This window comes from Gluconacetobacter asukensis (genome assembly GCF_014174375.1).
Lineage (GTDB): Bacteria > Pseudomonadota > Alphaproteobacteria > Acetobacterales > Acetobacteraceae > Gluconacetobacter > Gluconacetobacter asukensis.
The window spans coordinates 46,654-70,516 of sequence record NZ_JABEQE010000001.1; the positions used below are offsets into that span (position 1 = coordinate 46,654).

The 23,863-nt window shown below is 64.8% G+C and carries 21 protein-coding genes; 11 read left to right on the forward strand and 10 right to left on the reverse strand.

Features of this window, described 5'->3' with window-relative positions:
* Window positions 1-105 precede the first annotated feature (105 nt).
* The gene (locus HLH35_RS00230) at window positions 106-1,455 is read left to right on the forward strand and encodes a cytochrome P450 (RefSeq protein ID WP_182977249.1); all 1,350 of its coding nucleotides are present in this window, start codon (window positions 106-108) and stop codon (window positions 1,453-1,455) included.
* A 27-nt stretch (window positions 1,456-1,482) separates the two neighbouring features.
* Here the strand turns inward: HLH35_RS00230 and HLH35_RS00235 are convergent, their stop codons facing one another.
* The 4 genes from HLH35_RS00235 to HLH35_RS00250 all read right to left on the reverse strand — a co-directional run bounded on the left by HLH35_RS00235 (window position 1,483) and on the right by HLH35_RS00250 (window position 5,549).
* Window positions 1,483-2,262 carry an acetoin reductase gene (locus tag HLH35_RS00235; protein WP_182977250.1) on the reverse strand — a complete coding sequence of 260 codons (780 nt, stop codon included), beginning with the start codon at window positions 2,260-2,262 and terminating at the stop codon, window positions 1,483-1,485.
* 291 nt (window positions 2,263-2,553) lie between these two features.
* Window positions 2,554-3,099 (reverse strand): Dps family protein, encoded by a 546-nt coding sequence (locus HLH35_RS00240; protein WP_182977251.1) that lies wholly within the window; start codon window positions 3,097-3,099, stop codon window positions 2,554-2,556.
* Between the two features lie 376 nt (window positions 3,100-3,475).
* On the reverse strand, window positions 3,476-4,576 hold the full coding sequence (locus HLH35_RS00245) for an NADH:flavin oxidoreductase/NADH oxidase (protein ID WP_182977252.1): 1,101 nt from the start codon (window positions 4,574-4,576) through the stop codon (window positions 3,476-3,478).
* A gap of 46 nt (window positions 4,577-4,622) precedes the next feature.
* Window positions 4,623-5,549, reverse strand: a complete 927-nt coding sequence (locus HLH35_RS00250) for a LysR substrate-binding domain-containing protein (RefSeq protein ID WP_182977253.1) — start codon at window positions 5,547-5,549, stop codon at window positions 4,623-4,625.
* 217 nt (window positions 5,550-5,766) lie between these two features.
* Between HLH35_RS00250 and HLH35_RS00255 the strand changes: the two genes are divergently transcribed.
* The 3 genes from HLH35_RS00255 to HLH35_RS00265 all read left to right on the forward strand — a co-directional run bounded on the left by HLH35_RS00255 (window position 5,767) and on the right by HLH35_RS00265 (window position 9,741).
* On the forward strand, window positions 5,767-6,216 hold the full coding sequence (locus tag HLH35_RS00255; RefSeq protein WP_182977254.1) for a lipocalin-like domain-containing protein: 450 nt from the start codon (window positions 5,767-5,769) through the stop codon (window positions 6,214-6,216).
* 385 nt (window positions 6,217-6,601) lie between these two features.
* Window positions 6,602-8,239: an acetolactate synthase large subunit gene (locus HLH35_RS00260; RefSeq protein WP_182977255.1), complete on the forward strand. Its 1,638-nt coding sequence runs from the start codon at window positions 6,602-6,604 to the stop codon at window positions 8,237-8,239.
* A gap of 293 nt (window positions 8,240-8,532) precedes the next feature.
* A complete protein-coding gene (locus HLH35_RS00265) occupies window positions 8,533-9,741 on the forward strand; it encodes an alpha-hydroxy acid oxidase (protein ID WP_182977256.1) in 1,209 nt (402 codons plus the stop codon).
* Between the two features lie 136 nt (window positions 9,742-9,877).
* Here HLH35_RS00265 and HLH35_RS00270 read toward each other — a convergent pair whose 3' ends face one another.
* The 6 genes from HLH35_RS00270 to HLH35_RS00295 all read right to left on the reverse strand — a co-directional run bounded on the left by HLH35_RS00270 (window position 9,878) and on the right by HLH35_RS00295 (window position 16,487).
* Window positions 9,878-10,915 (reverse strand): DUF707 domain-containing protein, encoded by a 1,038-nt coding sequence (locus HLH35_RS00270; protein ID WP_182977257.1) that lies wholly within the window; start codon window positions 10,913-10,915, stop codon window positions 9,878-9,880.
* 189 nt (window positions 10,916-11,104) lie between these two features.
* Window positions 11,105-11,653 (reverse strand): dTDP-4-dehydrorhamnose 3,5-epimerase, encoded by a 549-nt coding sequence (gene rfbC / locus HLH35_RS00275; RefSeq protein ID WP_182977258.1) that lies wholly within the window; start codon window positions 11,651-11,653, stop codon window positions 11,105-11,107.
* Window positions 11,640-12,998, reverse strand: coding sequence for an NAD(P)H-dependent oxidoreductase (locus HLH35_RS00280; RefSeq protein ID WP_182977259.1), 1,359 nt, complete (start codon window positions 12,996-12,998; stop codon window positions 11,640-11,642). Before HLH35_RS00280 ends, rfbC begins: the two co-directional genes overlap by 14 nt.
* Window positions 12,999-13,139: 141 nt before the next feature.
* A complete protein-coding gene (gene rfbF / locus HLH35_RS00285) occupies window positions 13,140-13,919 on the reverse strand; it encodes a glucose-1-phosphate cytidylyltransferase (protein ID WP_182967044.1) in 780 nt (259 codons plus the stop codon).
* Window positions 13,920-14,007: 88 nt separating this feature from the next.
* On the reverse strand, window positions 14,008-15,063 hold the full coding sequence (locus tag HLH35_RS00290) for an NAD-dependent epimerase/dehydratase family protein (RefSeq protein WP_182977260.1): 1,056 nt from the start codon (window positions 15,061-15,063) through the stop codon (window positions 14,008-14,010).
* Between the two features lie 530 nt (window positions 15,064-15,593).
* The gene (locus HLH35_RS00295; protein WP_182977261.1) at window positions 15,594-16,487 is read right to left on the reverse strand and encodes a LysR family transcriptional regulator; all 894 of its coding nucleotides are present in this window, start codon (window positions 16,485-16,487) and stop codon (window positions 15,594-15,596) included.
* A 113-nt stretch (window positions 16,488-16,600) separates the two neighbouring features.
* Here HLH35_RS00295 and HLH35_RS00300 point away from each other — a divergent pair, with 113 nt between their 5' ends.
* The 7 genes from HLH35_RS00300 (at window position 16,601) to HLH35_RS00330 (ending at window position 23,859) form a co-directional block, all read left to right on the forward strand.
* The gene (locus HLH35_RS00300; RefSeq protein ID WP_182977262.1) at window positions 16,601-17,023 is read left to right on the forward strand and encodes a (R)-mandelonitrile lyase; all 423 of its coding nucleotides are present in this window, start codon (window positions 16,601-16,603) and stop codon (window positions 17,021-17,023) included.
* Window positions 17,023-17,919 carry an aldo/keto reductase gene (locus HLH35_RS00305; RefSeq protein WP_182977263.1) on the forward strand — a complete coding sequence of 299 codons (897 nt, stop codon included), beginning with the start codon at window positions 17,023-17,025 and terminating at the stop codon, window positions 17,917-17,919. Before HLH35_RS00300 ends, HLH35_RS00305 begins: the two co-directional genes overlap by 1 nt.
* A gap of 98 nt (window positions 17,920-18,017) precedes the next feature.
* The gene (locus tag HLH35_RS00310) at window positions 18,018-18,758 is read left to right on the forward strand and encodes an SDR family oxidoreductase (protein ID WP_182977264.1); all 741 of its coding nucleotides are present in this window, start codon (window positions 18,018-18,020) and stop codon (window positions 18,756-18,758) included.
* 5 nt (window positions 18,759-18,763) lie between these two features.
* Complete coding sequence (locus HLH35_RS00315) at window positions 18,764-20,059, forward strand: multidrug effflux MFS transporter (RefSeq protein ID WP_182977265.1); 1,296 nt, start codon at window positions 18,764-18,766, stop codon at window positions 20,057-20,059.
* A gap of 185 nt (window positions 20,060-20,244) precedes the next feature.
* Window positions 20,245-20,910 carry a YkgJ family cysteine cluster protein gene (locus tag HLH35_RS00320; RefSeq protein ID WP_182977266.1) on the forward strand — a complete coding sequence of 222 codons (666 nt, stop codon included), beginning with the start codon at window positions 20,245-20,247 and terminating at the stop codon, window positions 20,908-20,910.
* 343 nt (window positions 20,911-21,253) lie between these two features.
* Entirely contained in the window at window positions 21,254-22,510 is a 1,257-nt protein-coding gene (locus HLH35_RS00325; protein WP_182977267.1) for a LysR family transcriptional regulator, read from the forward strand.
* Window positions 22,507-23,859, forward strand: a complete 1,353-nt coding sequence (locus HLH35_RS00330) for an MFS transporter (protein WP_182977268.1) — start codon at window positions 22,507-22,509, stop codon at window positions 23,857-23,859. The genes HLH35_RS00325 and HLH35_RS00330 overlap by 4 nt, the downstream gene beginning before the upstream one ends.
* Window positions 23,860-23,863: the final 4 nt, after the last annotated feature.

The window sequence follows — 23,863 nt, forward strand, 5'->3', positions numbered from 1 at the left end:
CCCCCGGGACCGAGGGAGCGATCACACCCCTCCCGCGCACCGTCCATGCTTTCCCGCCCCCACCGGTTTGGATAATCTGGCCACCCGTCCAGCAAAGGTCCGCGCGTGCTCGACTCCTCCCCCCTCGTTCCACCGATGCCGCCTCTCCTGTCGGAAGGCGCCGGGGGCCTCCGCGTTCTGGCGGCGCTGCGCCGCAACGGCTATTCGGCCTTTCCGCCCCGTTGCCTGACGGAACCGGTCGTCAGCCTGCGCGCGCTCGGCCGTCCGCTGGTGCTGGCCGCCGGCCCCGAGTCCATGCAGGCCATCCTGGCGTCGGATGCCGGGCATTATCGCCGCATGCGCGTCGGCCAGCGCGTTCTCAGCCCCATCGTCGGGCGTGGCCTGCTGGTCAGCGAGGGCGATACGTGGCGGCGGCAGCGCCGTGCCATGGCCCCGGCCTTCACGCCGCGCACGGTGCCGGTGCTGGCCGGGCATATCGCCGCCTGCGCCGAACGGGGCTGCCGCGGTCTGGACACCGACCGGCCGGTCGATCTGTTTTCCGCCATGCGGCGCCTGGCGCTGGATGTCGCCGCGGTGTCCATGTTCTCGCTGGACATCGGGACGTTCGACCAGCCCCTGCGCGATTCCGTCACCCGTTTCATGACCGGCATCGGCACCCCGCGCCCGTCCGACTTCCTGCTCCCGCCCGGCACGCCCACCCTGCTGGGCTGGCGGCGCGCGCGCTTCCGCCGCCAATGGGTGGCACTGATCGGCCAGATCATCGCCGCCCGCCGCACGCCAGGTCCGGCAGAGGCCCCCCGCGACCTGTTCGACCTGATGCAGTCGGCATTCGGCGACCAGGACGGCGGCACCACCTCCGAACTGATCGACGAAGTCGCCACCATGATCGTTGCCGGGCACGAAACGACGGCGTCGGTCCTGTTCTGGGCCTGCCTGCTGCTGGCCCAGTCCCCCCGCTGGCAGGACGAAGTGGCGCGGGAAGCGCGCGACAAGGACCTGACGCCGGATGGCGCCGCCACCTCCCTGCCCGCCCTGCACGCCACCACCGCCGTGGTGCGCGAAACGCTGCGCCTCTATCCCCCCGCCTTCATGAGCGGCCGGGAAACGGTGGGCGAGACCGAACTTTGCGGCCACACCCTGCCCGGCAACGCGATGGTGCTGCTGCCGTTCTGGATGCTGCACCGCAATCCCGCCTTGTGGCACGCCCCCGCGCAATTCGATCCCCAGCGCTTCCTGGACCGCCCCGATCCGCCACGCTTCACCTTCCTGCCGTTCGGCGCCGGCCCGCATGTCTGTATCGGCGCGCAACTGGCCATGACCGAGGCCGTGCTGGTGCTGGCCCGGCTGCTCCAGGATTTCGCGCTCACCCTCGCCGACCATCGGCCGGTGCTGCCGGTGGGGGTGCTGTCGACGCGGCCGGACCACGCCCCGGCCTTCCGGCTACGCCGCCGCTGACAGCACGCCCATCCGCGCGGCCGGCAGTCAGCGATACACCATCCCGCCATCGATCAGGACCGACTGCCCGGTCATGTAATCGGAATCGGGGCCCGAAAGGTACGATACCAGCCCCGCCACATCGTCCGGCGTCTCCGCCCGGCCCAGGGCAATGCCGTCGACATATTTGCGGAACGTCGCGCCTTTCTCCGCCCCCGTGATCTCGGAGAACAGCCGGTCGATCTCCACCCACATATCCGTCCCCACCACACCGGGGCAGTAGGCGTTCACCGTAATGCCCTTGCTGGCATATTCCTTCGCCGCCGCCTGGGTCAGCCCGCGCACGGCGAATTTCGTCGCCGAATAGACGCCCAGCAGCGCAAACCCGTCATGCCCCGCGATCGAGCATGCATTGATGATCTTGCCTTTCCGGCTCGTCGCGATGAACCGGTCGGCCGCCGCCTGGATGCCCCACAGCACGCCCTGGACATTGATGCGGAAGATCCGCTCCACATCCTCCGGCGTCACCGACGCCAGCGCCTTGACCTGCGCGATGCCGGCATTGTTGACCATGATGTCAAAACCGCCCAGCGCCTGCGCAGCGTGGTCGACCGCCGCCCGCACCTGCTCGCGGTCGCCCACATCGGCGACAAAGATCGTGGCCTTGCGCCCGATCGCCTCGATCTCGGCGGCCACCGAGGCCAGCGCCTCGGCCTTGAGATCGACCAGCGCCACATCGGCGCCATCCCGTGCCAGGCGCAGGGCAATGCCCCGGCCAATTCCCTGGGCCCCGCCCGTGACCAGCGCGACCTTTCCTGCGATTGCCATGCAATCATCTCCCGTTCAGCCATGCGAACCGCCGGCTACCGGGCATGAGATCGCCACAGGCCCATGCGGCGCGAAAGAGGCCGCACCCACCCTCTCGCGCCCTCGTGACAGGCCCGCGCACCACCTGTCGCGGACCTGCGACACAGTGGCTGGTGGAGAGAACATCAGGAGCAGGATTGCGATGGCCGGACGGCGGCCACCGGAAACATCACGCCCGCCCCACAACGGTGCCGCACAGGGGCACCGTCGCGGACCGTTGGCCGTCCCTACAGGGACGCGCGCGTCGCGCCGTCAGTCATTGCCGCCAAAGGCCGGGCGCGTGGATTCGAACAGGAACCATGTCCGGCGCTCGGTTTCGTCGATCCAGACTTCCAGCAGGCTCGCCGTCGCCACGTCGCCGCCATCGTCGCAGATCGCATGCACCGCGCGCAGGCGGCCGGTCAGCGCCAGATTATCCTCGCGCAGTTCGGCCAGCATGTCTTCCGGGGTGACATAAAGCGCATCATTGTCCGCCACCTTGGTCAGGCGGCTGATCTCGCCGATCGAATGCAGGGTGGTGCCCCCCAGCTTGCGCGCGCGCTCGGCCAACGGATCGGTCATGGCGAAGATCTGGTCGCTCTGCTCGTCCAGCAGCACATGGAAGTCGCGGAAATGGCGGCCGCTCATATGCCAGTGGAAATTCTTGGTCTTGATATAGAGCGCGAAGACATCGGCCAGAACCGTCCGCAAACCGGCGGAAATGGTTTCGACCGCATCTTTCTTCAGGTCGGTCGGTGTCCCGAGATAGGTGTGAACATGGGCCTCGCCGGCAGCCAGGGCCTTGGTCTTGTTCGACATTGTCTTCTCCATGAACATGACGTTCGACAGGCCATGTGGGCATCGGCCGCGATGTCGGCAACCCCGATCCCCGGCCGTCACGCAACAATCATATCCGGCATGCGCAGGCATCCCGGCTCCGGAATCCTGCGGATTTCCGCCCCCCGACAGGTCCATCTCCTGACGGCCTGCCTTTCTCCACCGCCGCATGCCCCATACCGGCCGTGCCACCCCTTTTATGTTGCAATTGATATTCATTCTTATTACTGATCAGGAACTCACGGCGTCACGACAGTTTCCCAACCGTCGATTTCCCAACCCTCGCGCCGTGAAACCTCCCGCGGCATCGCCATCCCCCGATGGCGGTGCCGTTTTTTATCCGCCGTACAACCTGTCGTCACACCGAGAACAGATCCCGGTAGCGCGGGGGCTGGCAGCGCAGATACTGGTCCGGCGCCTTCACCCGCGCCCCCAGATGCGCCGCCGCATGCCATGGCCAGCGCGGGTCATACAGGATCGTCCGCGCCAGCCCGACCATGTCGGCATCCCCAGTGGCGACAATCGCCTCGGCCTGGTCGAAATCGGTGATCAGCCCCACCGCCACCACCGGCACATCCACCTGCTGCCGCACCGCGCGGGCCAGCGGAACCTGATAGCTGGGCGCCACCGGAATATCCTGCAACGGGCTCAACCCCGCGCTGGAAACATGCACGGCATCGCACCCGCGCTCCTTCAGGCGCTGCGCGAAGGCCACGGTCTGGTCGATCGTCCAGCCCCCCTCGACCCAGTCGGTGCCCGAAACACGGACCGAGACGGGCTTGTCGGGAAAGGCCTGGCGCACGGCATCGAACACTTCCAGCGGAAAGCGCATCCGGTTTTCCAGCGTGCCGCCATATTCGTCGTCCCGCTGGTTGGACAGCGGCGAGAGAAACTGATGCAGCAGATAGCCATGCGCGGCATGCAACTGCACCAGATCCAGCCCCAGCCGTGCCGCCCGCTTCGCCGATGCCGCAAAGGCCTCGCGCACCCGCCGCAACCCCTCGCGATCCAGGGCGGCCGGCGCATGCGTATCCGGCGTAAATGCCAGCGCGGACGGCGCCACCGTCTGCCATCCGTTCGCGGCATCGGGCGCGATCTGCCGCCCGCCCTTCCACGGCACCTCGCACGATGCCTTGCGCCCGGCATGGGAAAGCTGGATGCCGACCGGCATGTCCGACCACGCCCGGACACTGTCCAGCACGCGGCGCAGCGCCTCTTCCGTGCCGTCATCCCACAGCCCGACATCGCTATAGGTGATGCGCCCTTCAGGCAGGACCGACGTGGCCTCGATTGTCAGCAGGCCGGCACCCGACAGCGCCAGATTGCCCAGATGGATCAGATGCCAGTCCGTCATCCGGCCCTCGACCGCCGAATACTGGCACATCGGGGCGATGACGATGCGGTTGGCCAGCGTCAGCCCGCCAATCCCGATCGGTTGGAACAGCCTCGATTGCGGCATGGATGCCCTCCTTCGATATTTCGGCGTGTTTCGGCCGTGTCTCGCCTTACGCGGCCCGGTAGGAAAACCCGCCGCAGCGCCTCAGATATGCGCGCAATTCGCGCAGGAACACATCCACATTCGCCCGCGCCCCCTGGCGATGAGGCCGCAGCGCATAGAAATCGATCCCCTCCCCCGAAAGCTCCGGCAGGATATGCACCAGCTTGCCGGATTTCAGATCGTCATGGACATCGCACATCAGCTTGTAGGCAATCCCCTGCCCCGACAACGCCCAGTCATGGATGACCTCGCAACTCGTCGAGGACAGGCGCGGCTGCACCGTGACCACCTCCCGGTTCTCCTCGTCGCCGAACGCCCAGCGATTGACGAGGGTCATCGACTTGCTGCGCCGCAGGCACAAGCAATCATGCGCCGCGAGGTCCTGCAGCGTCGCGGGGGCCGGATGGTGCGCCAGATAGGCCGGCGAGGCGCAGAGAATGCGCGTCGTCGAGGCCAGATGCGTCACGATGGCGGTCGGCATGTCGGGCATGCCCAGCCGTACGATCAGGTCGAGGCAGTCGCCGAATTCGTGCCGCCCCTCGCTGACCAGCGCCAGCCCGATCTTCAGCTCCGGATAGCGTTCGTTGAAGGCTTCGACGAAGGGCGCGATCAGGCGGCGCCCCAATTCCAGGGGCGCGCCGATATTCAGGCTGCCTTGCGGCATCCGCTCGGCCGACGCGATCTCGGCTTCCAGATCGGTGATGTCGGTGACGATCCGCAGCGCGCGTTCGTACAGGATCTGCCCCGTCTCGCTCAGCTTGAACCGCCGCGTGCTCCTGTTCACCAGGCAACTGCCCAGCCGGCCCTCCAGCCTGGCCAGCCGGCGCGATATCACGGCCGGAGAGGTCCCCATGCCGCGCGCGGCCTTCGTCATGCTCTGCGCCTCGGCCAGCATCACGAAAAACCTCAGATCGCCGACCTCATCGTAGATCATTTTTTCGACGGCTCCGATTTTTGTCGATTCAGCATAAATCTTTTGTCCCGTTTTTGATAGAAAAAATCACGGAAACGGCATAGACTTCCCACATCCCCATGAATATTTATCCACAAAACGACCATGTAAACAATCAACAAAAGAACAAGTAAAATATTTACAGACGCCACACGGCTCCCCTTACTTGATTCTTGCTTCAAGAGGAACCATTCGGAAAATGACGCGGGTACACGGCGAAAATTCCAGCGATCTGGCACAGCAGCTTATTGGCACATGGGAGCTTGTTTCCTACCAGGTCGAGGACAAGAAAAGCGGCGAAATGATCGAGGCCATGGGCGATTGCCCGCGCGGACGGGTCATTTTTACCGCGGATGGCTGGGTCGCCTTCAACCTGGAAGGCAGCAGCCGCCAGCCCGCCGTGACGGACTGGGACCGCGCGCAGCTCATGAAAACCCTCGTCGCCTATATCGGCCGCTACCGGATCGAGCACGATCAATGGATCACGCGCGTCGAGACGGCCTGGGCCCCCGAATGGGTGGGCACGGAACAACGGCGGACCGTCACCGTGGACGGCGCCCATGCCACCGTCATCACGCCCTGGCGCGAAATGCCCAACTGGGCCGATCGCGGTCCCTCCCGCAGCCTCATCCGCTTCCGGCGAGCATGACCGGAAATGCGCGCTGGTGGCGATCCGACGCGCGTTTCCTGCGCTCCGATGCTCACGGCCATATAGGCCGCTCCGCTTCGGTGCTCGGAAACACACGACGGCCGTGCCGCTGCGCGGCACTCTCGCTCACCAGCCCACATTTCCGGTCACGCTCTGCAATTACGGGGCGTGCACATGCGCATTCCGGAGATCTGACGGCAGGAATTGCGGATTGAGCCTGCGCCGCGAATCTGTTCGGATGCCCCATCCGGACGGATTTCGCTGCGGGGAATGTCCTCACATCGTGACGGACCTGATCATGATTTGAATAGTCTCAGGCCTTTCCTCCCCTGTTCTTTCCGGACAACGATGCATGACAGGTTCAGCCCTGTCCGGAGATGATCATATGACAAAGGCATCCGACCTCCTCGTCGCAGCCCTTGAAAATGAGGGCGTCGATCGGATTTTCGGCATTCCCGGCGAAGAGAATCTCGATATCGTCGAATCCCTCCGCACCTCCTCGATCAAGCTGACGATCACCCGCCACGAACAGGCCGCCGCCTTCATGGCCGCGACCCATGGCCGCCTCACGGGCCGGCCGGGCGTGTGCCTCGCAACGCTCGGCCCCGGCGCGCTCAATCTCGCGACCGGCGCCGCCTACGCCCATCTGGGCGCAATGCCGATGGTGATGCTGACCGGGCAGAAGGCAATCCTCTCCGAACGCCAGGCCCGCTTCCAGATCGTCGATGTCGTGGCGACGATGCGCCCGCTGACCAAGATGGCCCGGCAGATCGTCTCCGCCCACATGATCCCCACCCTGATCCGCGACGCCTTCCGCGTGGCGGCCGAAGAACGCCCCGGCCCGGTCCATCTCGAACTGCCCGAAGACATCGCGCGCGAGGAATGCGGCAACCCGGCGCTGATCCGCCCGCACGCGATCGACGCACCCGTCGCCAGTGACGCGGCGATCCGCATCGCGGCCGACCTGCTGCGCTCCGCCCGGCGCCCCCTGGTCATGCTGGGTGCGGCGGCATCCCGCCCGCGCCTGGCCGGCAAGCTGCATGAATTCTTCTCGCGCACGCGCCTGCCCTATTTCACGACGCAGATGGGCAAGGGCGCGGTGGGCGGATGCAGCGATCTCTATATGGGCACGGCCGCCCTCAGCGAGCGCGATTACGTCCACGAGGCCATCGAACGCGCGGACCTGATCCTGACGATCGGCCACGACACCGCCGAAAAGCCTCCCTTCATCATGGGCACCAACGGGCCGGACGTCGTGCATTTCGGCTACGAGCCCGCCCATGTCGAGCAGGTCTATTTCCCGCAGACCGAAATCATCGGCGATATCGGCGCCTCCCTGTCCCGCCTGGCCGACCAGGTCGAAGGCCGCCTTGCCAATGCCGACGCCCTCCTGGGCCTGCGCGACGGCATCCTCGACCATATCCTGGAAGGCTCCACCGACAATCGCTGGACACCGCAGCGCGTCGTCGCCGATATCCGCAAGGTGATGCCGCAGGACGGTATCGTGGCGCTGGATAACGGCATGTACAAGATCTGGTTCGCGCGGAACTACCGCACCAGCGTCGCCAACACGCTCCTGCTGGACAATGCCCTGGCCACCATGGGTGCCGGCCTGCCATCGGCCATCGCGGCTGCCATCCTCTACCCCGACCGGCGCGTGCTGGCCGTCTCGGGCGATGGCGGGTTCATGATGAACAGCCAGGAAATCGAAACCGCCGTCCGCCTCAAGCTCAATCTCGTCTCCCTGATCATCGATGACGGCGCCTTCGGCATGATCCGCTGGAAACAGGCGGTCGATCATTTCCCCGATTACGGCATGACATTCGGCAACCCCGATTTCGTCAAATATGCCGAATCCTACGGCGCCAAGGGCCATTTCGTCGAAAAGATCGAGGATTTCGAAGCAACTCTCGAACGCGCCTTCGCCGAGGGCGGCGTGCAGATCATCGCCATCCCGATCGATTATGCCGACAATATCCGCGTGCTGATCGACGAATTGAGCAAGCGCATCCCCGTCACCTGAAGCGCCCCCGACCGGGCGCCCGCTTCATGGCGAAGACGGCGCCCGCTCACAACGAAAACGCCCAGACCGCACCCTTGTCCCGCGTCCCCGTGCGGACCACCCCCGAACGGGCAGAAATCCGGCGCGCCCTTCATGCACAGGGCGATAAGACGATATCCGAACCCCATCGGCCGCCCGGCGTTCACCCTGCCGGGGCTAACGCCGTCCGGCCACTTTACGTCGTCCGGCGCCAATCCCCCCTCATGCCGATTTTCCGGCCCGGTTTCACGCCTGATCTCGCCGCAAGGAGTGCCATGACCGCTTACTCCCCCGTCCAGGTAAAGCCGCCATCCACCCCGGCCACGCCCCGCCGCCTCGACCGCTTCCTGTGTCTCGATGATTTCGAGACCGTCGCCCGACGGCGCCTGCCGCGGCAGATCTATGGCTATTACTCGGGGGCTGCGGAAACCAACCGCTCCCTGCGCGCCAATCGCGAGAGCTATGCCGCGCTCGCCCTCCTGCCGCGCGTGCTCGTCGATACGCGCGCGCGCTCGACGGTGACGTCTCTCTTCCGGAAATCCTTCAGCCTGCCGGTTGGCATCGCACCCATGGGCCTGTCCGCCCTGTCATCGTTCCGGGGCGACATCGTCCTGGCCCAGGCCGCCGCCGCCGAAGACGCGCTGATGGTGGCCAGCGCCACCTCGCTCACCCCGCTGGAAACGATGGCCATCGAGGGCGGAACACGCTGGTTCCAGGCCTATCTTCCCGGCGACAGGGAGCGCATCGGGGCGATGCTTCGCCGGGTCGATGGGGCGGGGTTCGAGACGATCGTCCTCACCGCCGATGTGCAGGTTCCCGCCAATCGCGAGAACAATGCCCGCACCGGCTTCTCCATGCCCCTGCGGCCCACCCCGCGTCTTTTCTGGGACGGAGCGCGTCATCCGCGATGGTCGCTCGGGACGTTCCTCCGCACCCTCGCGCGCGGCATGCCGCATTTCGAGAACATGGATGCGTTTCGCGGGCCGGCGATCCTCTCGCGCTCCGCCGAACGCAATATCGGCACCCGCGACGGGCTGTGCTGGGAGCATGTCGCCTTCATGCGCGACAACTGGAAAGGCCGGCTCGTCATCAAGGGAATCCTTTCGCCCGAAGATGTCGCGCTCGCCCGCGCGGCAGGTCTCGACGGCGTCTGGCTGTCCAATCATGGCGGACGCCAGCTGGACTCGGCCATCGCCCCCCTGCTCATGCTGCAAGAGGCCGCGCGCGAGGCGGGCGAGATGGCTGTGCTGATCGACGGCGGCATCCGGCGCGGCACCGACGTGCTCAAGGCCCTGGCGCTGGGCGCGGATTTCGTCTTCATCGGCCGGCCGTTTCTTTATGCCTCGGTCGCGGCGGGCACGGCCGGCGTGCGTCACGCACTGCATCTGATGCGGTCGGAAATCGCACGCGACATGGCGATGCTTGGCGTGAACACGATCGGCGAACTGTCCCCCGCCCATGTCCGCCGCTTCGCAGCCCCGTGAAAGCGGGGCTGGTCTCACGGATCACGCGGAAGGGTCGGGGCTCCGCCCAAACCCGCGAGGGGCCGAGGGCCCTACCCCTCAGCCCCCCGTAAAAACCCGGCCCTGTCGCACCTGTCCTCCCGATGGACAGCAGAACTCACACGCTCATGCCGCCGGTCACATGCTTATTGGCCACAGCGGAAATCGAAACCGGAATGCCCGCTGCCTGCATGCCCGCGCCCGAAAAGCGCGGCGGCGCCCCAATCCCCAGTGCGGCCATTTCCTTCCCTGCGACGGCACGAAGCTGCTCGGGCTTATAGCCCATTTTGGTGAATGCCCGGAGCAGCATCGCGCACCCCATGCGGAAGGTGTTCCAGGGCAGCTTCGAACGTCCCGCGACGCTGAACAATCCGATCGCATTGCGTATGCGTGCCTCGAAGTCGCCAACCCGCCTGCCATCGTTCAGATAGCCGCCATAGACATGCATTCCCAGAGGATGGTTCTCGAAACAGGCCATCAGCCCGCGCACTTCCTCCCTCGGATCGACCTTGTCCTCAGCGAACGTATCGTAGATCGGGCCGCTATAGAGCGGCCTTGTATGGGTCATCGGCACCTCGTCCACGATCGCCGCACGGTAGGCGGGCGCCCTCATCAGCATCGCCCAGATCAGATCCGTGCCCCAGCCCGTGAAATGCCGCTCGAACATCGGCAGAAGCGTGCGCAGATAGGACGATTTGATGCAGCACGCCATCGATTCAAGAAAAGTACTGTACCGAAGCCGAAAACCCGGCATGCGCAGGACGACGGCATGCGAAAGGTAGCTTTCGATCGTCATGGCCGGCTGCGCCATCGTCAGATCATATTCCACCGCGATCTCGAACAGCCGATTGATATCCGCCGCTTCCATCAACAGGTCGTCATCGGGGAGCATGATATACTCATAACGATCCAGCAGCTCCGGATTGGCTCTGAAATGGCGTGCGATACTGTCCCACTTGGTGCCGTAATCGAATACCGGTGGCAGATCGCCATCCTGGCAGAGTGAAACATCCTTGGCATACGAATTCAGTTGCAGGTCCCAGTTCCGCGTGACCGTCTTGTCCGCAATCCAGCTATGATGCAGCGACTTGTCACCAACGCGACCAAGGACGAGAAAGCGCCTGTTTTCAGATTGAATCTTCTGTTCCGGTTTCATCACAAATCCTCCATGGACTGGAAGCTGACGATCTCATGCGAACTGCCGGAGGCGGGCATGCGGTCCGTGACGAAAAATACGCATGACCCACGCGGCGATGATTGTACTGGACCGGCCCTTCCTCTACGTCGGAACAACGCCGATGGTTCCTCCCCGGTCGAAGCGCGATTCCGTGCCGCTGCGGAATATTCAGAAAATCGGCGGTGCCCCCCGTTGCAGGAACGGCCAGGAGGCATCCTTCGGCGAGACACCGCTCACATCCAGAGGCCATGAAATCCCGACCAGCGGATCATCATGACGCAGGCCACCCTCCATGCTGGGCGCATAGGCGGCACTGACGGGATAGAAAACCTCGACATCATCCGTCAGCGTCTGGAAACCATGGGCAAAACCGGGCGGCACATAGAGCAGCCGGTGATTTTCGGCGGTCAGATGGAAGGCTTCATGCTTCAGATAGGTCGGCGATGTCCCACGCAGATCCACGATCACGTCGACGATCTCCCCTCTCGTGCAGCGCATCAGCTTGGCCTCGGCATAGGCACCACGCTGGAAATGCAACCCCCGCACAGTGCCCTTGCAGCGCGAAAAGGACATATTGTGCTGCACGAAATCGGAAATCAGCCCGTGTGCCGTGAACTCCTCCTTGCACATCATCCGGGCGAAGAAACCACGGTCGTCCCCCCGCGGCTCCGGCTCGATCAGCACTGCATCCTTCAGCGTGGTTTCATGAAAGATCATAAACCACCTCTTCGACCACGACCGAGGGCACGAAGACTGCCTCCTGCTCCGCATAAAGCCGGTCGATCGTCCGCCCTTCGGGCACATCGATATCGTCGAAGGTGATGGGCCGGTCCCGCGGAATGGGCCTGTTCACCCGCCCGCCGATCGCAAGTCCCAACGGGATCAGGTTTTCCGCCCGCATCGTCTCGATATTCTCGATCATGCCATAGGCTTCGAACCCGCCGAGCGCGGAGATGACATCCCCCGGGGCGAGATCCTTCTTGGCCAGCGCGATGACACCGACGCTCGGCCCCGCCAGCGGCGTCAGCGTCGCATCCCCGAACAGCACCGCCCGCGCGACCGAGCCCGGAACCTCGAAATGGCACAGGTGGAAGGGGGTGTAGAAACAGTAATAAGGCCCCGACCCCATCTTGTAATAATTCAGGAAATGCCGTTGCCGCGCATCCTCCATCGTCCCGATGACGAAAACGCCGGGACCGGGCCGCGCACCGATCACGTAATCGACAAAGCCCGGGCCGCCGGCGGCGAGATGCGCGTCGAGATAGGCGGCGAAGGCGCTGGTCGTTTCCTCGAGCGGCACCAGCGGCGCATAAGGATCTCCGCCGGAGAAATCCGGCCCGATCATCCCGCGCCTCGCCACCTTCATGCCGGTGCCATTGGCAATCACCGTCTGCTCGAACGAGATCTTCGTACCATCGGCGAACGACGCCGCCATGGCCGGGTCCAGACCCCATTTCTGCGCGAAGGAAACCTGCGTATCCGGCGTACGATACGGATCATACAGTCCCTTGATGCTGCCGCACAGTACCGGCCGCACCCCGATCCCTTCCATGAAGCGCACCAGATTCATCATCACGCCCGGCTGGTCGCCATCGCCTGCGGTATAGACGACACCGGCCGCGTCCGCCTTCACCTTCAGGATCGGGCCGATGGTGCCATCGAGTTCCGCATTCACCTGAATCAGATGCTTGCCCCCCTCGATCGCGGCCAGCACCGCACGGGCGGCATATTCCATCGATCCGGTCGCCTCGATCACGGCGTCGATGCCTGTCGCCCCGGCCAGCAGCAGCGGATCGCCGGTGACCGCCCGCGCCCCCGATGCCAGGGCGGCATCAAGGGCCGCGCCGTCCGGGCACCAGACCGGATCGAGCCCGAGTTCGGTAAAGACCGCCTCGCCATTCGCGCGCGTGCGGTTGGCCACGGCGACGACGCGCATGCCGGGTGTCGCAATCTCGATGGTGCGGGCAATGGCCCGCGCCTGGGTGCCCGCGCCGACGATGGCGACGGTCACAGGCCGCCCTTCCGCCTCGCGCTTTTTCAGTGCCGTATCGACGATGATCATGTTCCGGCTCCTGCCAGTTGTGTCATTTCCGATGGTCTCGCGTCACACGGCTCCGTCCGCCGTGCGATGCGCATGCTTCCCCCGGATGCTTTCCGGGAGATGACACGCTCTCCACCACGGCGTGCGTGAAGCCGCCCCCTGTCAGTCGGACCATACTTTCCAGGGCGCTGCCTTGGTTGCCCACGCCGCTTCCAGGACCTGCTTGTCGCGCAGCGTATCCATGCTCTGCCAATAGCCGCTGTGTACGAAGCTCGAGAGCTTGTCGCGCGCGATCAGCCGATCCATCGGCTCGGCTTCCCATGTCGTCAGATCGTCGTCGATCAGATCGAAGATCTCAGGCTCGCACACGAAGAAACCGCCATTGATCAGCCCGCCATCCCCGGCCCGCTTCTCGCCGAAGCCGCGCACGGCGGCGCCGTTGTCACTGAGATTCAGCGCGCCGTACCGGCCGGGCTGGACCACCGCCGTCAATGTGCACCACGTATCGCGGGATTTATGGAATGCCACGAGATCGCTGATGTTCACATCGCTCACGCCGTCGCCATAGGTCAGGCAGAACGTACCGCCTTCCAGATAGCGGCGCGCCCGCCGGATGCGTCCGCCCGTAAGGGACTCCTTGCCGGTGTCCAGCACCGTGATGCGCCAGTTCTCGGCCTGCGCCTGCAGCCAGTCCACTTCCCCGGTGCCGAGGTCGATGGTGAAATCGCTGAGCGACGCCCGATAGCGCATGAAATAATCGCGGATGAAATCGACGCGATACCCGCCAAGGACGACAAAGTCCGAGAATCCGTAATGGGCGTATATCTTCATGATATGCCATAATATCGGCCGCCCGCCGATCTCGGCCATGGGTTTGGGGCGGATCATCGTCTCTTCGCTGAGCCTCGTTCCAAAACCGCCGGCTAGTATCGCGACCTTCATGTCCCCACCCCTCCCATTTTCATGTTATTGGCCCGTCTCCCGCCCATGACGGGAGACGGCGCCAGGCGGAATACGCAGCGCGCGCCTCTCAGGGGCGCGCGGATGCCTGCCAGACCAGCGATGAATCGAGGCGCCCCGCTTCCATATGCGCTTCCAGAACCTTGAGGCGGATCAGGGGCGAATTGCGGAAATCCGCATTGCCGAAATGCATGCGCTCCAGCCCCGCCTTCAGCTCTTCGATGGAATCGCGCAGCGTCACCTGCGGCTGGTGATCAGGCGCGAGTGATTTGTAGAGCCCGAAATCGACCCGGTAGGACCGGCTGTCCACCGGCGCGTCGGTGTTGACGCTGACCTCGGTCCCCGGCAGCGCCTCGGCCACTGCATCAGCGATCTCGCGCACCTGATAGTTGCGGTCGTCGCTGCCGACATTCACCGCCAGGTAACGCCCACCCGCCTCCGCCGAACGGTCCACCGCCCAGTCGATCGCGCGCGCCATGTCGGCGGTATCGATCATCGGCCGCCACGGGGTTCCATCCGAAAGCACGCTGAGCTTGCCGGTCACCATGGCGGATGCGACGAAATCATTCAGCACCAGATCAAGCCTCAGCCGGTCGGACATGCCGCAGGCGGTGGCGAAGCGGAGGCTGGTGATCACCATGTCGGTGTCGATCTGCTCCAGCGCCTTTTCCGCACCGATCTTGGATCGGGCATAGGCCGTCACCGGATTGACCGGATCGGTCTCCTTGCGCGGGCCGCCCTCGGCAATGCCGTAGATACTGCAGCTAGACGCAAAAACGAAATTTTTTACGCCTGCGGATGCCGCGGCCCGAGCCAGCGCAATCGTGGTATCCTGGTTGATGTCGTAGGTGATCTTCTCGAATTTGTGCCCCATCGGATCGTTCGATATGGCGGCGAGCTGAACGACCGCATCATATCCGGCAAGCCGCTCGGGCGTGATGGACCGCACGTCGCCATAGAACTGCGCATCGAGATTCTGTTCCGGCAGGCGCGTGGCACCGGTCAGGCAATGGGCGAAATAGGCATTGTCGAAACCATGCAGTACCGCATCGGGCCGAGCGCGCCGCAGATATTTGCATACCGTAGATCCAACATAGCCCATATTTCCGGTAATCAGTATTCGCATCGCAACCTGTTCCTCACCAGCGGCTAAGGTTCTCAATCCGCGACCTGCCGAAATATCGGCGCATTATTATTGTATCGACAAACTTTCATGAAACTGCCGATCAATGCCGGCACCTCCCACAATTCACGAAGAGCTGAAAAACCACGCAATCCGGGCGGCCTGTCAGCTTCGTGACAAAAGATTAAAGTATTCGGAAGAGAAAGGTTTCGCTATCCGCCAAAAAAAATTTTGCTGTTCGTAAGAAGAGTTTTTCGTTTTTGCCCAGATCTAAAGTCGGTAAAAAAACGTGAAAATATCGAATATTGTGTCTTTATACCCCAACCTCAGTAACAGACACGAGAGACCATCCCGGCTACCATATTCATGCAATCGGACAAGCCGGCCCCTGGTCATGCTGAGCGAGAGCGGCATCCCGCCCACGCCTGGCTGGCAAGCCGCATGAATTCTGCTCGCGTGGCGGGGTGAGGCAGATGCAGTGATCTCTCCTCACCCCGCATCCCCGAGCGCCCGCAACCGAACCGGGAGAGCCGTCACCCCCTGTATCGCAAGGCCTCCACCACCAGCCGGAAGGCCGCGGAAGACTGCCGCCGGCTGGGATAATAAAGATGGTAGCCGGGAAATGGCGGACACCAATCCTCCAGCACCCGCACCAGGCGCCCCGCCTTCACATCATCCGCGACGTGATCTTCCACGACGCAGGCCAGGCCAAAGCCCGACAGCACCGCCGACATGATCATGGGCACGGTGTTGAACGTCAGTTGTCCCCCCACCCGGACATGAAGGGAGCGTTTTCCTTTCTCAAGCTCCCATGCATACACCCCGCCCGACGTCGAGAGACGCAGATTGATGCAGCTATGCCGGGCCAGATCCTGGGGCTTTCTCGGGATCGGACGCTTTTCGAAATAGGACGGCGCGCCGATAACGGCCATGCGTAGCGGTGGACCGATCGGAACGGCAATCATGTCCCTGGCGATGGTCTCCTCCAGCCTGACCCCCGCATCGAACCGCTCTGCCACGATATCGGTCAGGCCGGGATCGACGGACAGCTCGACATGCAGGTCCGGATAATCCGGCAGCAGCCTGGCCAGCGCCGGCCACAGCAGCGTCCGGGCGGCATGCTCGGATGCCGTGATGCGCACCGTGCCCGACGGCTTGCGGGACAATTCGCTCAACGATGCGATTTCCTCGGCGATACTGTCCAACGCGGGGACCAGCGTCTTCAGCAGCCGTTCGCCCGCTTCGGTGGGCGCCACCCGCCGGGTCGTACGCGTCAGCAGGCGCACGTCCAGTCTCGCCTCCAGCCGCCGGATCGTATGGCTCAGGGTGGATTGCGAGGTCCCGAGCCGGGCGGCCGCCCGCGTGAAGCTCTGCTCTTCCGCGACGACCAGGAACGCATTGAGATCGACCAGTTCCTCGCGTCTCATTCATGAATTTCCGATATAGCATCAAGCGAACGATAGCATCTAATCCACATCAATAGAATGCGCCACCATGAACAAGAGAATTCCCGCTGCGGACACATGACTGGAAAAACCGCATGAAAATCGAACGTCCCGGCTTCGCGCCGTCCATCACCGGTCCGTCGGAATGGTTCACCGGCACCGTGCGGATCGATGCCCCTTTCCACGGAAGCGGCGCCCTGTCCTGCGCAACGGTAACGTTCGAGCCCGGCGCACGCACGGCATGGCATACCCACCCTCTGGGACAGACAGTGCTGATCACCGCCGGCCTGGGCTGGGTCCAGCGTGCCGGCGCGCCGATCGAGGAAGTACGACCCGGCGATATCGTCTGGTTCGAACCGGACGAAAAACACTGGCACGGCGCCTCGCCCACCTGCGCGATGAGCCATGTCGCCATTACGGAATCAAAGGACGGTAAAGCCTCCGACTGGCTGGAGCATGTCAGCGAAGCGCAATACCGGCACACACCGACATCCCATTCCGAGGGAACACCGAACTGATGGTTCGATACAGCCCGACAATCAGACTGAACTCCGGTCTGGACCTGCCCGCGCTGGGCTTTGGCGTCTACCGCGCCGCCCCCGAGGAAACCGTCGGCGCGGTGCGGACGGCCCTCACCGCCGGCTATCGCATGGTCGACACGGCCGCCGCCTATTTCAACGAGGCGGAAGTGGGCCAGGCCATCCGCGAAAGCGGCCTCCCGCGCAACGAGATCATCGTCCAGACCAAGGCATGGATCACCGATTACGGCACGCGCGAAATCCGCCATGCCTATGACCGCAGCCGCCGCAAACTCGGTCTCGACCGGATCGATGTCTATCTGCTGCACCAGCCCGCCACGCGCGATTTCACACCGATGATCGCCGCATGGCGGGAACTGGAGAAAATGCTCTGGAACGGCGAAGTCGGAAGCATCGGCGTCTGCAATTTCAGCCCCGACCATCTGCGCAGGCTGGTGGCGGCAACCGATATCCCCCCGGCCCTGAACCAGGTGGAACTTCACCCGTTCTTCACCCAGTCGGCCCTTCGCGCATACGACCGGACGTCGGGCATCGTGACCCAGGCCTGGTCGCCCATCGGGGGCGTCATGCGTTACTGGGGTGATGACAGGCCGCCGGAAGACAATCCGCTGACGCACCCCACCATCATGGCAATCGGACGAAAATACGACAGGACCCCGGCGCAGGTCATCCTGCGCTGGCAACTGGATATCGGCAATTCCGCAATCCCCAAATCGACGCATCCCGATCGCATCCGGGAAAATTTCGCGGTGTTCGACTTCACGCTCACAGCCGACGACATCGCCGCGATCGAGACCCTGGATCGCGGCCGGCGCGGCGGCCCCGACCCCGATCATCTTCCCGATGCATTCTACAACCGTACGATCCCCGACTAAGGAACTGTCTGCAAAGTCCCCCTGCCGGCGGGCGGCACTCTCGCTCGGCGGACCGGCTTTTCAACCAGCCTCCAGGCCTGAAGAAGGAAAAGATCGCCATGAGCAACCGCATCGAAAACAGGATCATCGTCATCACCGGCGCCAGCAGCGGCCTCGGCGAGGCCGCCGCGCGCCATCTGGCGGCCAACGGGGCGAAGCTGGTTCTCGGCGCGCGCCGCCTCGACCGGCTCCACGCTCTGGCAAAGGACATCGGACAGCCCGCATCGGCCGCGATCGAGACCGATGTCACCGACAGCGCACAGGTGAAGCACCTGGTCGATGCAGCCGTCGCAGCCCATGGGCGGATCGACGTCATCATCAACAATGCCGGCCTCATGCCGCAATCCCTGCTCGAACATGGCCGGATCGACGATTGGAACCGGATGATCGACGTCAACCTGAAGGGCACGCTCTACGGCATCGCAGCCGCCCTGCCCCATATGACGCGGCAGAAGAGCGGCCATATCATCAACGTCTCCTCGGTGGCCGGCCACAAGGTCCGCCCGGGCAGCGCCGTCTATGCCGCAACCAAGGCCGCCGTGCTGATGCTGTCGGAGGGCCTGCGGCAGGAAGCCAAGCCCCACAACATCCGCACGACAGTCATCTCGCCCGGGGCCGTCCAGTCCGAATTGCCGCGGAGCGTCACGGACCCCGACGCCGCGCGCAACATCGCGGCGTTCTACAAGAGCTACGCCATCCCGGCGGACAGCTTCGCCCGCGCCGTCGCCTTCGCCATCAGCCAGCCGGACGACATGGACATCAACGAGATCCTGTTCCGCCCCACAGCGCAGGAATTCTGAACGGCATGACACACGCGGCCCCCGGGCAGGTCGCGGAACGGCCGGAGGACGTCGAGACCGCCGGCACGATACAGGCTGCCAGGCAGGAGGCGATCGATCATCGCTGGTGGGTACTGGGCATCCTCAGCCTGCTGATGGGATTCGCGTCGATTTCGACCGATCTCTACCTTCCGGCCATGCCTGCCATGGGCCAGGCCCTCGGTGCCAGTCCCGGCCTGGTCGAATGGACCGTCTCGGGCTACCTGATCGGCTTCAGCTTCGGGCAACTCTTCTGGGGGCCGGTCAGCGACCGCCACGGCCGCCGCCTCCCCGTCGCGCTCGGCCTCGTGCTGTTCATCCTCGGTTCGGCAGGCTGCGCGGTCGCCGGCAGCGGCGCCACCCTGATCGGCTGGCGGATCCTGCAGGCCGCCGGCGCATCGGCCGGCGTCGTCCTCTCCAGGGCCATGGTGCGCGACCTCTATGCAGGGCACCGCGCCGTGCAGATGCTCTCGACCCTGATCACGGTCATGGCCATCGCCCCGCTGCTGGGGCCGATCGTGGGTGGCCAGATCCTGCTCCTTGGCGGATGGCGCGCGATTTTCTGGACCCTGGTCGGGGTCGGCATGCTGACGCTGGCCGCCGTGCCGAGCCTGCCGGAAACGCTCGCGCCCGCGTATCGCAACCATGAGCCCCTGACACGGGCACTCCTGCGCTACGGCGAACTCCTGAAGCAGCCGCGCCTTCTGGGCTATGCGGGCGCCGGCGGCTTCTTCTATGGCGGCATGTTCGCCTACGTGGCCGGCACGCCCTTCGCCTACATCACGTACCACCATGTGCCCGCCCGGCTCTACGGGCTGCTCTTCGCGCTGGGCATCGTCGGCATCATGGCGACGAATACCGTCAATTCCCGCCTGGCCGCACGGGTCGGCGGCGATCGCCTGCTCGTCCTGGGGGCAATCCAGGCCGCACTGTCGGGGCTGCTTGTTGCCGGAGCGGCATGGACCGGCCAGGGAGGGCTCTGGGGGCTCGTGGTCCCTCTCTTCCTCTTCGCCTCCACGACAGGCTTCATCGTCGCGAATTCCATTGCGGGCGCGCTCAACGGCTTTCCCGAACGGGCAGGCGCCGTCTCGGCGCTGGTAGGCGCCATGCAGTATGGCAGCGGCATTCTCGGCTCAGGCCTGGTCGGCGCTTTCGCCGACGGCACCCCCTGGCCGATGGGCTGGGTCATCGCGCTGTCGGGCGTGGGCAGCCTGCTCTGTACGCGCCTCGTCCACGCCCGGCCGGGAAAAACAACATCAGCACCCCGGCACACCCTCAGCTAGATCGCACGTTCATCCGGCCAGCCTCCCGCATCGGGCTTCGGCGGCGTCAGTCGCTACATATTTCCCTTTGACCATCCAAATCATTCATGACAACACAAGAAAATTCCTCTTTCGATCAGGCCGGAACATAAGCCCGGCAAGCCGCCACCAGCCGGTTCGGCCCATCAATCGGATCCATCCGCCTTATGAACAGTGACGGGCCAGCGCCCTACGATGCCTCGCCCCTTGCCTATATGCGCCAGAAGATGGACCAGGCCGATTCAGCGTTCAGGCGCGATCTGCAAGCCGCCACCGGCGAGGCCGATCTCGTCCTTCTGGCCCGGCGCATCCTCCAGCTCTGCGATGAGGTCGCGGAGACGTTGAAACGCATGAGCCCCACCGCGCCGCTGGCCTGCACGAAGGGCTGCGATACGTGCTGCCACAGCCTTGTGCAGGTCAATCCGCTGTTCGCGATCCTCGCCGTTCACGAGGCATGGCACACATTCCCGCCGGAGCGCCTCCAGGTCCTGAAGGAACGGCTGGCCTCGCCTCCAGCTTTCTGTCCGTTCCTCTTCGATGGAAGCTGCTCGATCTATGCCGCCCGCCCCATGGTGTGCCGAGGCTATTACAGCCTGAATTTCGACTCATGCCGGCAGGGAGAGTTCTGCGAGAAACATCTCGGCTATCAGGGCGACCAGGCGCACGCCGCCCACCAGCTCATGATTTTCCTGTTCGCACTGGAAAAACGCCTGGAAAGCATCGAAACGGAGTTCGGCCTCCAGGGCGAACCCGTCTTTCTCAACATGGCGGCACGCACCCTGCTGGACACGCCCGAGGCGCCAGAACGCTGGCTGGCGGGCACTCAGCCCTGAACCCAGGGCGACCCCGATTTCCCGCCCGCCCCGATCCGCCGTCCGGTAAAAGCGCGCCCCCTCCCGCGTCCTGCGCCCTGCCCGGCAAGAGCCGCCGTACGGGACCACACGCGCCGAAGCACAGGGAACCCACCGGGCCGCTCGTCCGTTGACCTATGCTTTTTTATGCACAAGGCATGCCTGTGGGCTATTTGAAATTGCACGCTCATTACGGGGATGCTTCGATACGATCGTCGGTCGCTATTTTTTCTATCAACACTCTCTTTCTGTAATTATACGGAGCCAATCGTATTATATCCGACACGAAACGACGTTATTCATATTGTCATAAGGCTCCGTAGAAATGGAACTTCCGGCCCTGATCTATTTTACGAGCCTGATCAACGAAGGCTCCGCCGCCTCGGCCGCCCCGGTGCTTGGCGTCAGCGCATCCACGCTCAGCCACAGCGTGTCCGCCCTGGAGCAGGCCATGGCGACATCGCTGCTGTCACGCTCGTCACTGCGCCGGGGCAGCAGGGCCGTCACGACCGCGCAGGGCGAGAGCCTGTACCGTTCCGCCCTGCACCTGCTGGGCTGGTGCCTGACCCTGATCGAGGACGATAATCGTTCCCACCTGGCCCCGCCGGAACGCGACACTGCCGGCCCGCTGCCGACGCACCGCCTGCGCGCATTGCTGAGCTCGGGCCTGACGCTGCGCATGATCGGCTATTTCCTGTCCGTCTACGAAACCCGGCGGATCGCCGCCGCCGCGCAGCGTCTGTCGCTGACCCAACCCACGCTCTCCCGCCAGATCGGCCGGCTGGAGACGATTCTCGGCCGGATATTATTTGTACGCAGCCCCCATGGCGTCATGCCGACGGCAGAGGCCGAGGCGCTGCGCCAGGGCTGCCAGCAGGTGGACCAGACCCACCGGCAGATCATGCGCGACGAGAATTTCAGCTATTTCCGCGCGTTCAGGACCCTGAAACTCGCCTCCATGATGCCGACCAGCAGCGACAGTTCCCTGACGGTCCTGCTGGCCAATCTGGTCCGGCTGTGGCGCCACCGCCGCTACCAGCCGCCCCTGACGATCTCGACCATCGCCGCGCCGCAGATGGTGGAGGGGCTGCTGGACGGACGGTTCGATGCCGGCCTGTCCGACCTGATCGACATCCCGCTGGACCTCGACAGCGCGGAACTGGAAAAATCCGCGATCTTCCTCGTCTTCGGCCGGGCGCACAGCCCGCCGCCCGGCCAGACGCCCCGGATCGCCCTGGCCTCTTACCTGCTGGCGGTGCCCGCCCTGGGCACGGGGCTGCGCCGGGTCACGGACCGTTACCTGGATCAGGAAGGCATTACGCCGGGCGGCATCTTCGAGACCCAGTCGCTTTCACTGATGCTGCGCCTGGTCGAGGACGGCACCTGCTGCGCCATCCTGCCCGCCGGCTCGTTCCGCTCCCACGCGGTCCACGCCATCCCCCTGCCCGATCGCTACCGGATGACGACGCGCCTGATCTGGAAGAAGGAGCACCCCAACCTCGCCATCATCGGCCGGTTGCAGGCCGGCCTGGCGGAAATCCAGGCCGAGGCCGGTTCCGCGGGACGGAAATCCGTCGCATGAGCACCATCGCGTCCATCCTCTCTCCCGCCCTGCGCCGCCGGCGCCAGATCACGCTCCTGCTCCTGATGGCGGCCGGATGCGTCAGCTATATCGATCGCGCCGCCCTGTCGGTCAGCAATACGGCCGTGATGGCCGACATGCACATGTCCTACACCCAGATGGGCCTGCTGCTGTCCGTCTTCGCCTGGGCCTATCTGGCCGGGCAGGTCCCGACGGGCCTGCTGGCCGACCGGTTCGACAGCCGCTTCCTGCTGGGGGCGGGCCTGGTCCTCTGGTCGTGCGCACAGATGGCGTTCGGTCTGATGCACGGCATCGCCGGCCTGTTCCTGGCGCGTATCGGGCTGGGACTGGGCGAGACCCCCTTGTTCCTGTCCGGCACCCGCGCATTGGTCCGGTGGTACCAGCCGCGCGAACGCGGGCGGCCCCTCGGCCTCTTCAACGGGTCCGCCGCCCTCGGGCCGGCCCTGGCCCCGCCGCTGCTGCTCGCGATCATGGCACTCTGGGGCTGGCGGGGCATGTCGGTCGCGATCGGCGCCGCCAGCCTGGTGCTGGCCTTCGTGTGGATCCGCTTCTATCGCGACCCCGCCGACCTGGACCTGAGCGTCGCGATGCGCAAGGCCCTGCCCCGCTCCGACGCTCCGGTGCCGGCGAGTATCACGCAATCGCTGCGCGCCGATCTGGGCCATCTGCTGCGCCAGCGTTCAAGCTGGGTCCTGACGGCGGGCTATGCCGGAGTGATCTATCTGACCTGGCTCTATGCCACATGGATGCCCGCATGGCTCCAGACCTCCCGTCACCTGACGATCGGGCAGGCCGGGATGCTGTCCGCGCTGCCGCAATTCTGCGGTTTCGCGGGCAGCGTGCTGGGTGGTGTGGTCGTCGACCGCCTGGCCGCCAGGGGCGTGGGGCTGCTGAATGCCTGCCGTGCCCCCCTGGTGCTGGCCATGCTGGTGGCCGCCATCGCAACCACGCTGACCACGCTGCACACGCCACTGGCCGTCATGGTCGCCTTCATGGCCATCGCCCTGTTCGCGGGCGGCCTGGCCATCAGTTGCGGCTGGATGCTCGGCACCGTAATCGCGGCCGAACACCGGGTCGCGACCCTGCAGGCCATCCAGAATACCGGGGGCTCGCTCGGCGGCGCACTGGCCCCGGCGATAACCGGGCTGCTGGCCGACAGGTTCGGCAGTTTCACCCCTTCCCTGCTCACCGCCGGCGCCATCGGATTGGGCACCGTCGCGATCTACCAGATCGGCCTGCGCCCTGAAGACGTCGCCACGCACGCCTCCCTGCCGAACGGCCAGCCTCCCTCCCGCCTCTCCGGCACCACAGGATGCAACAAGGAATGACCCG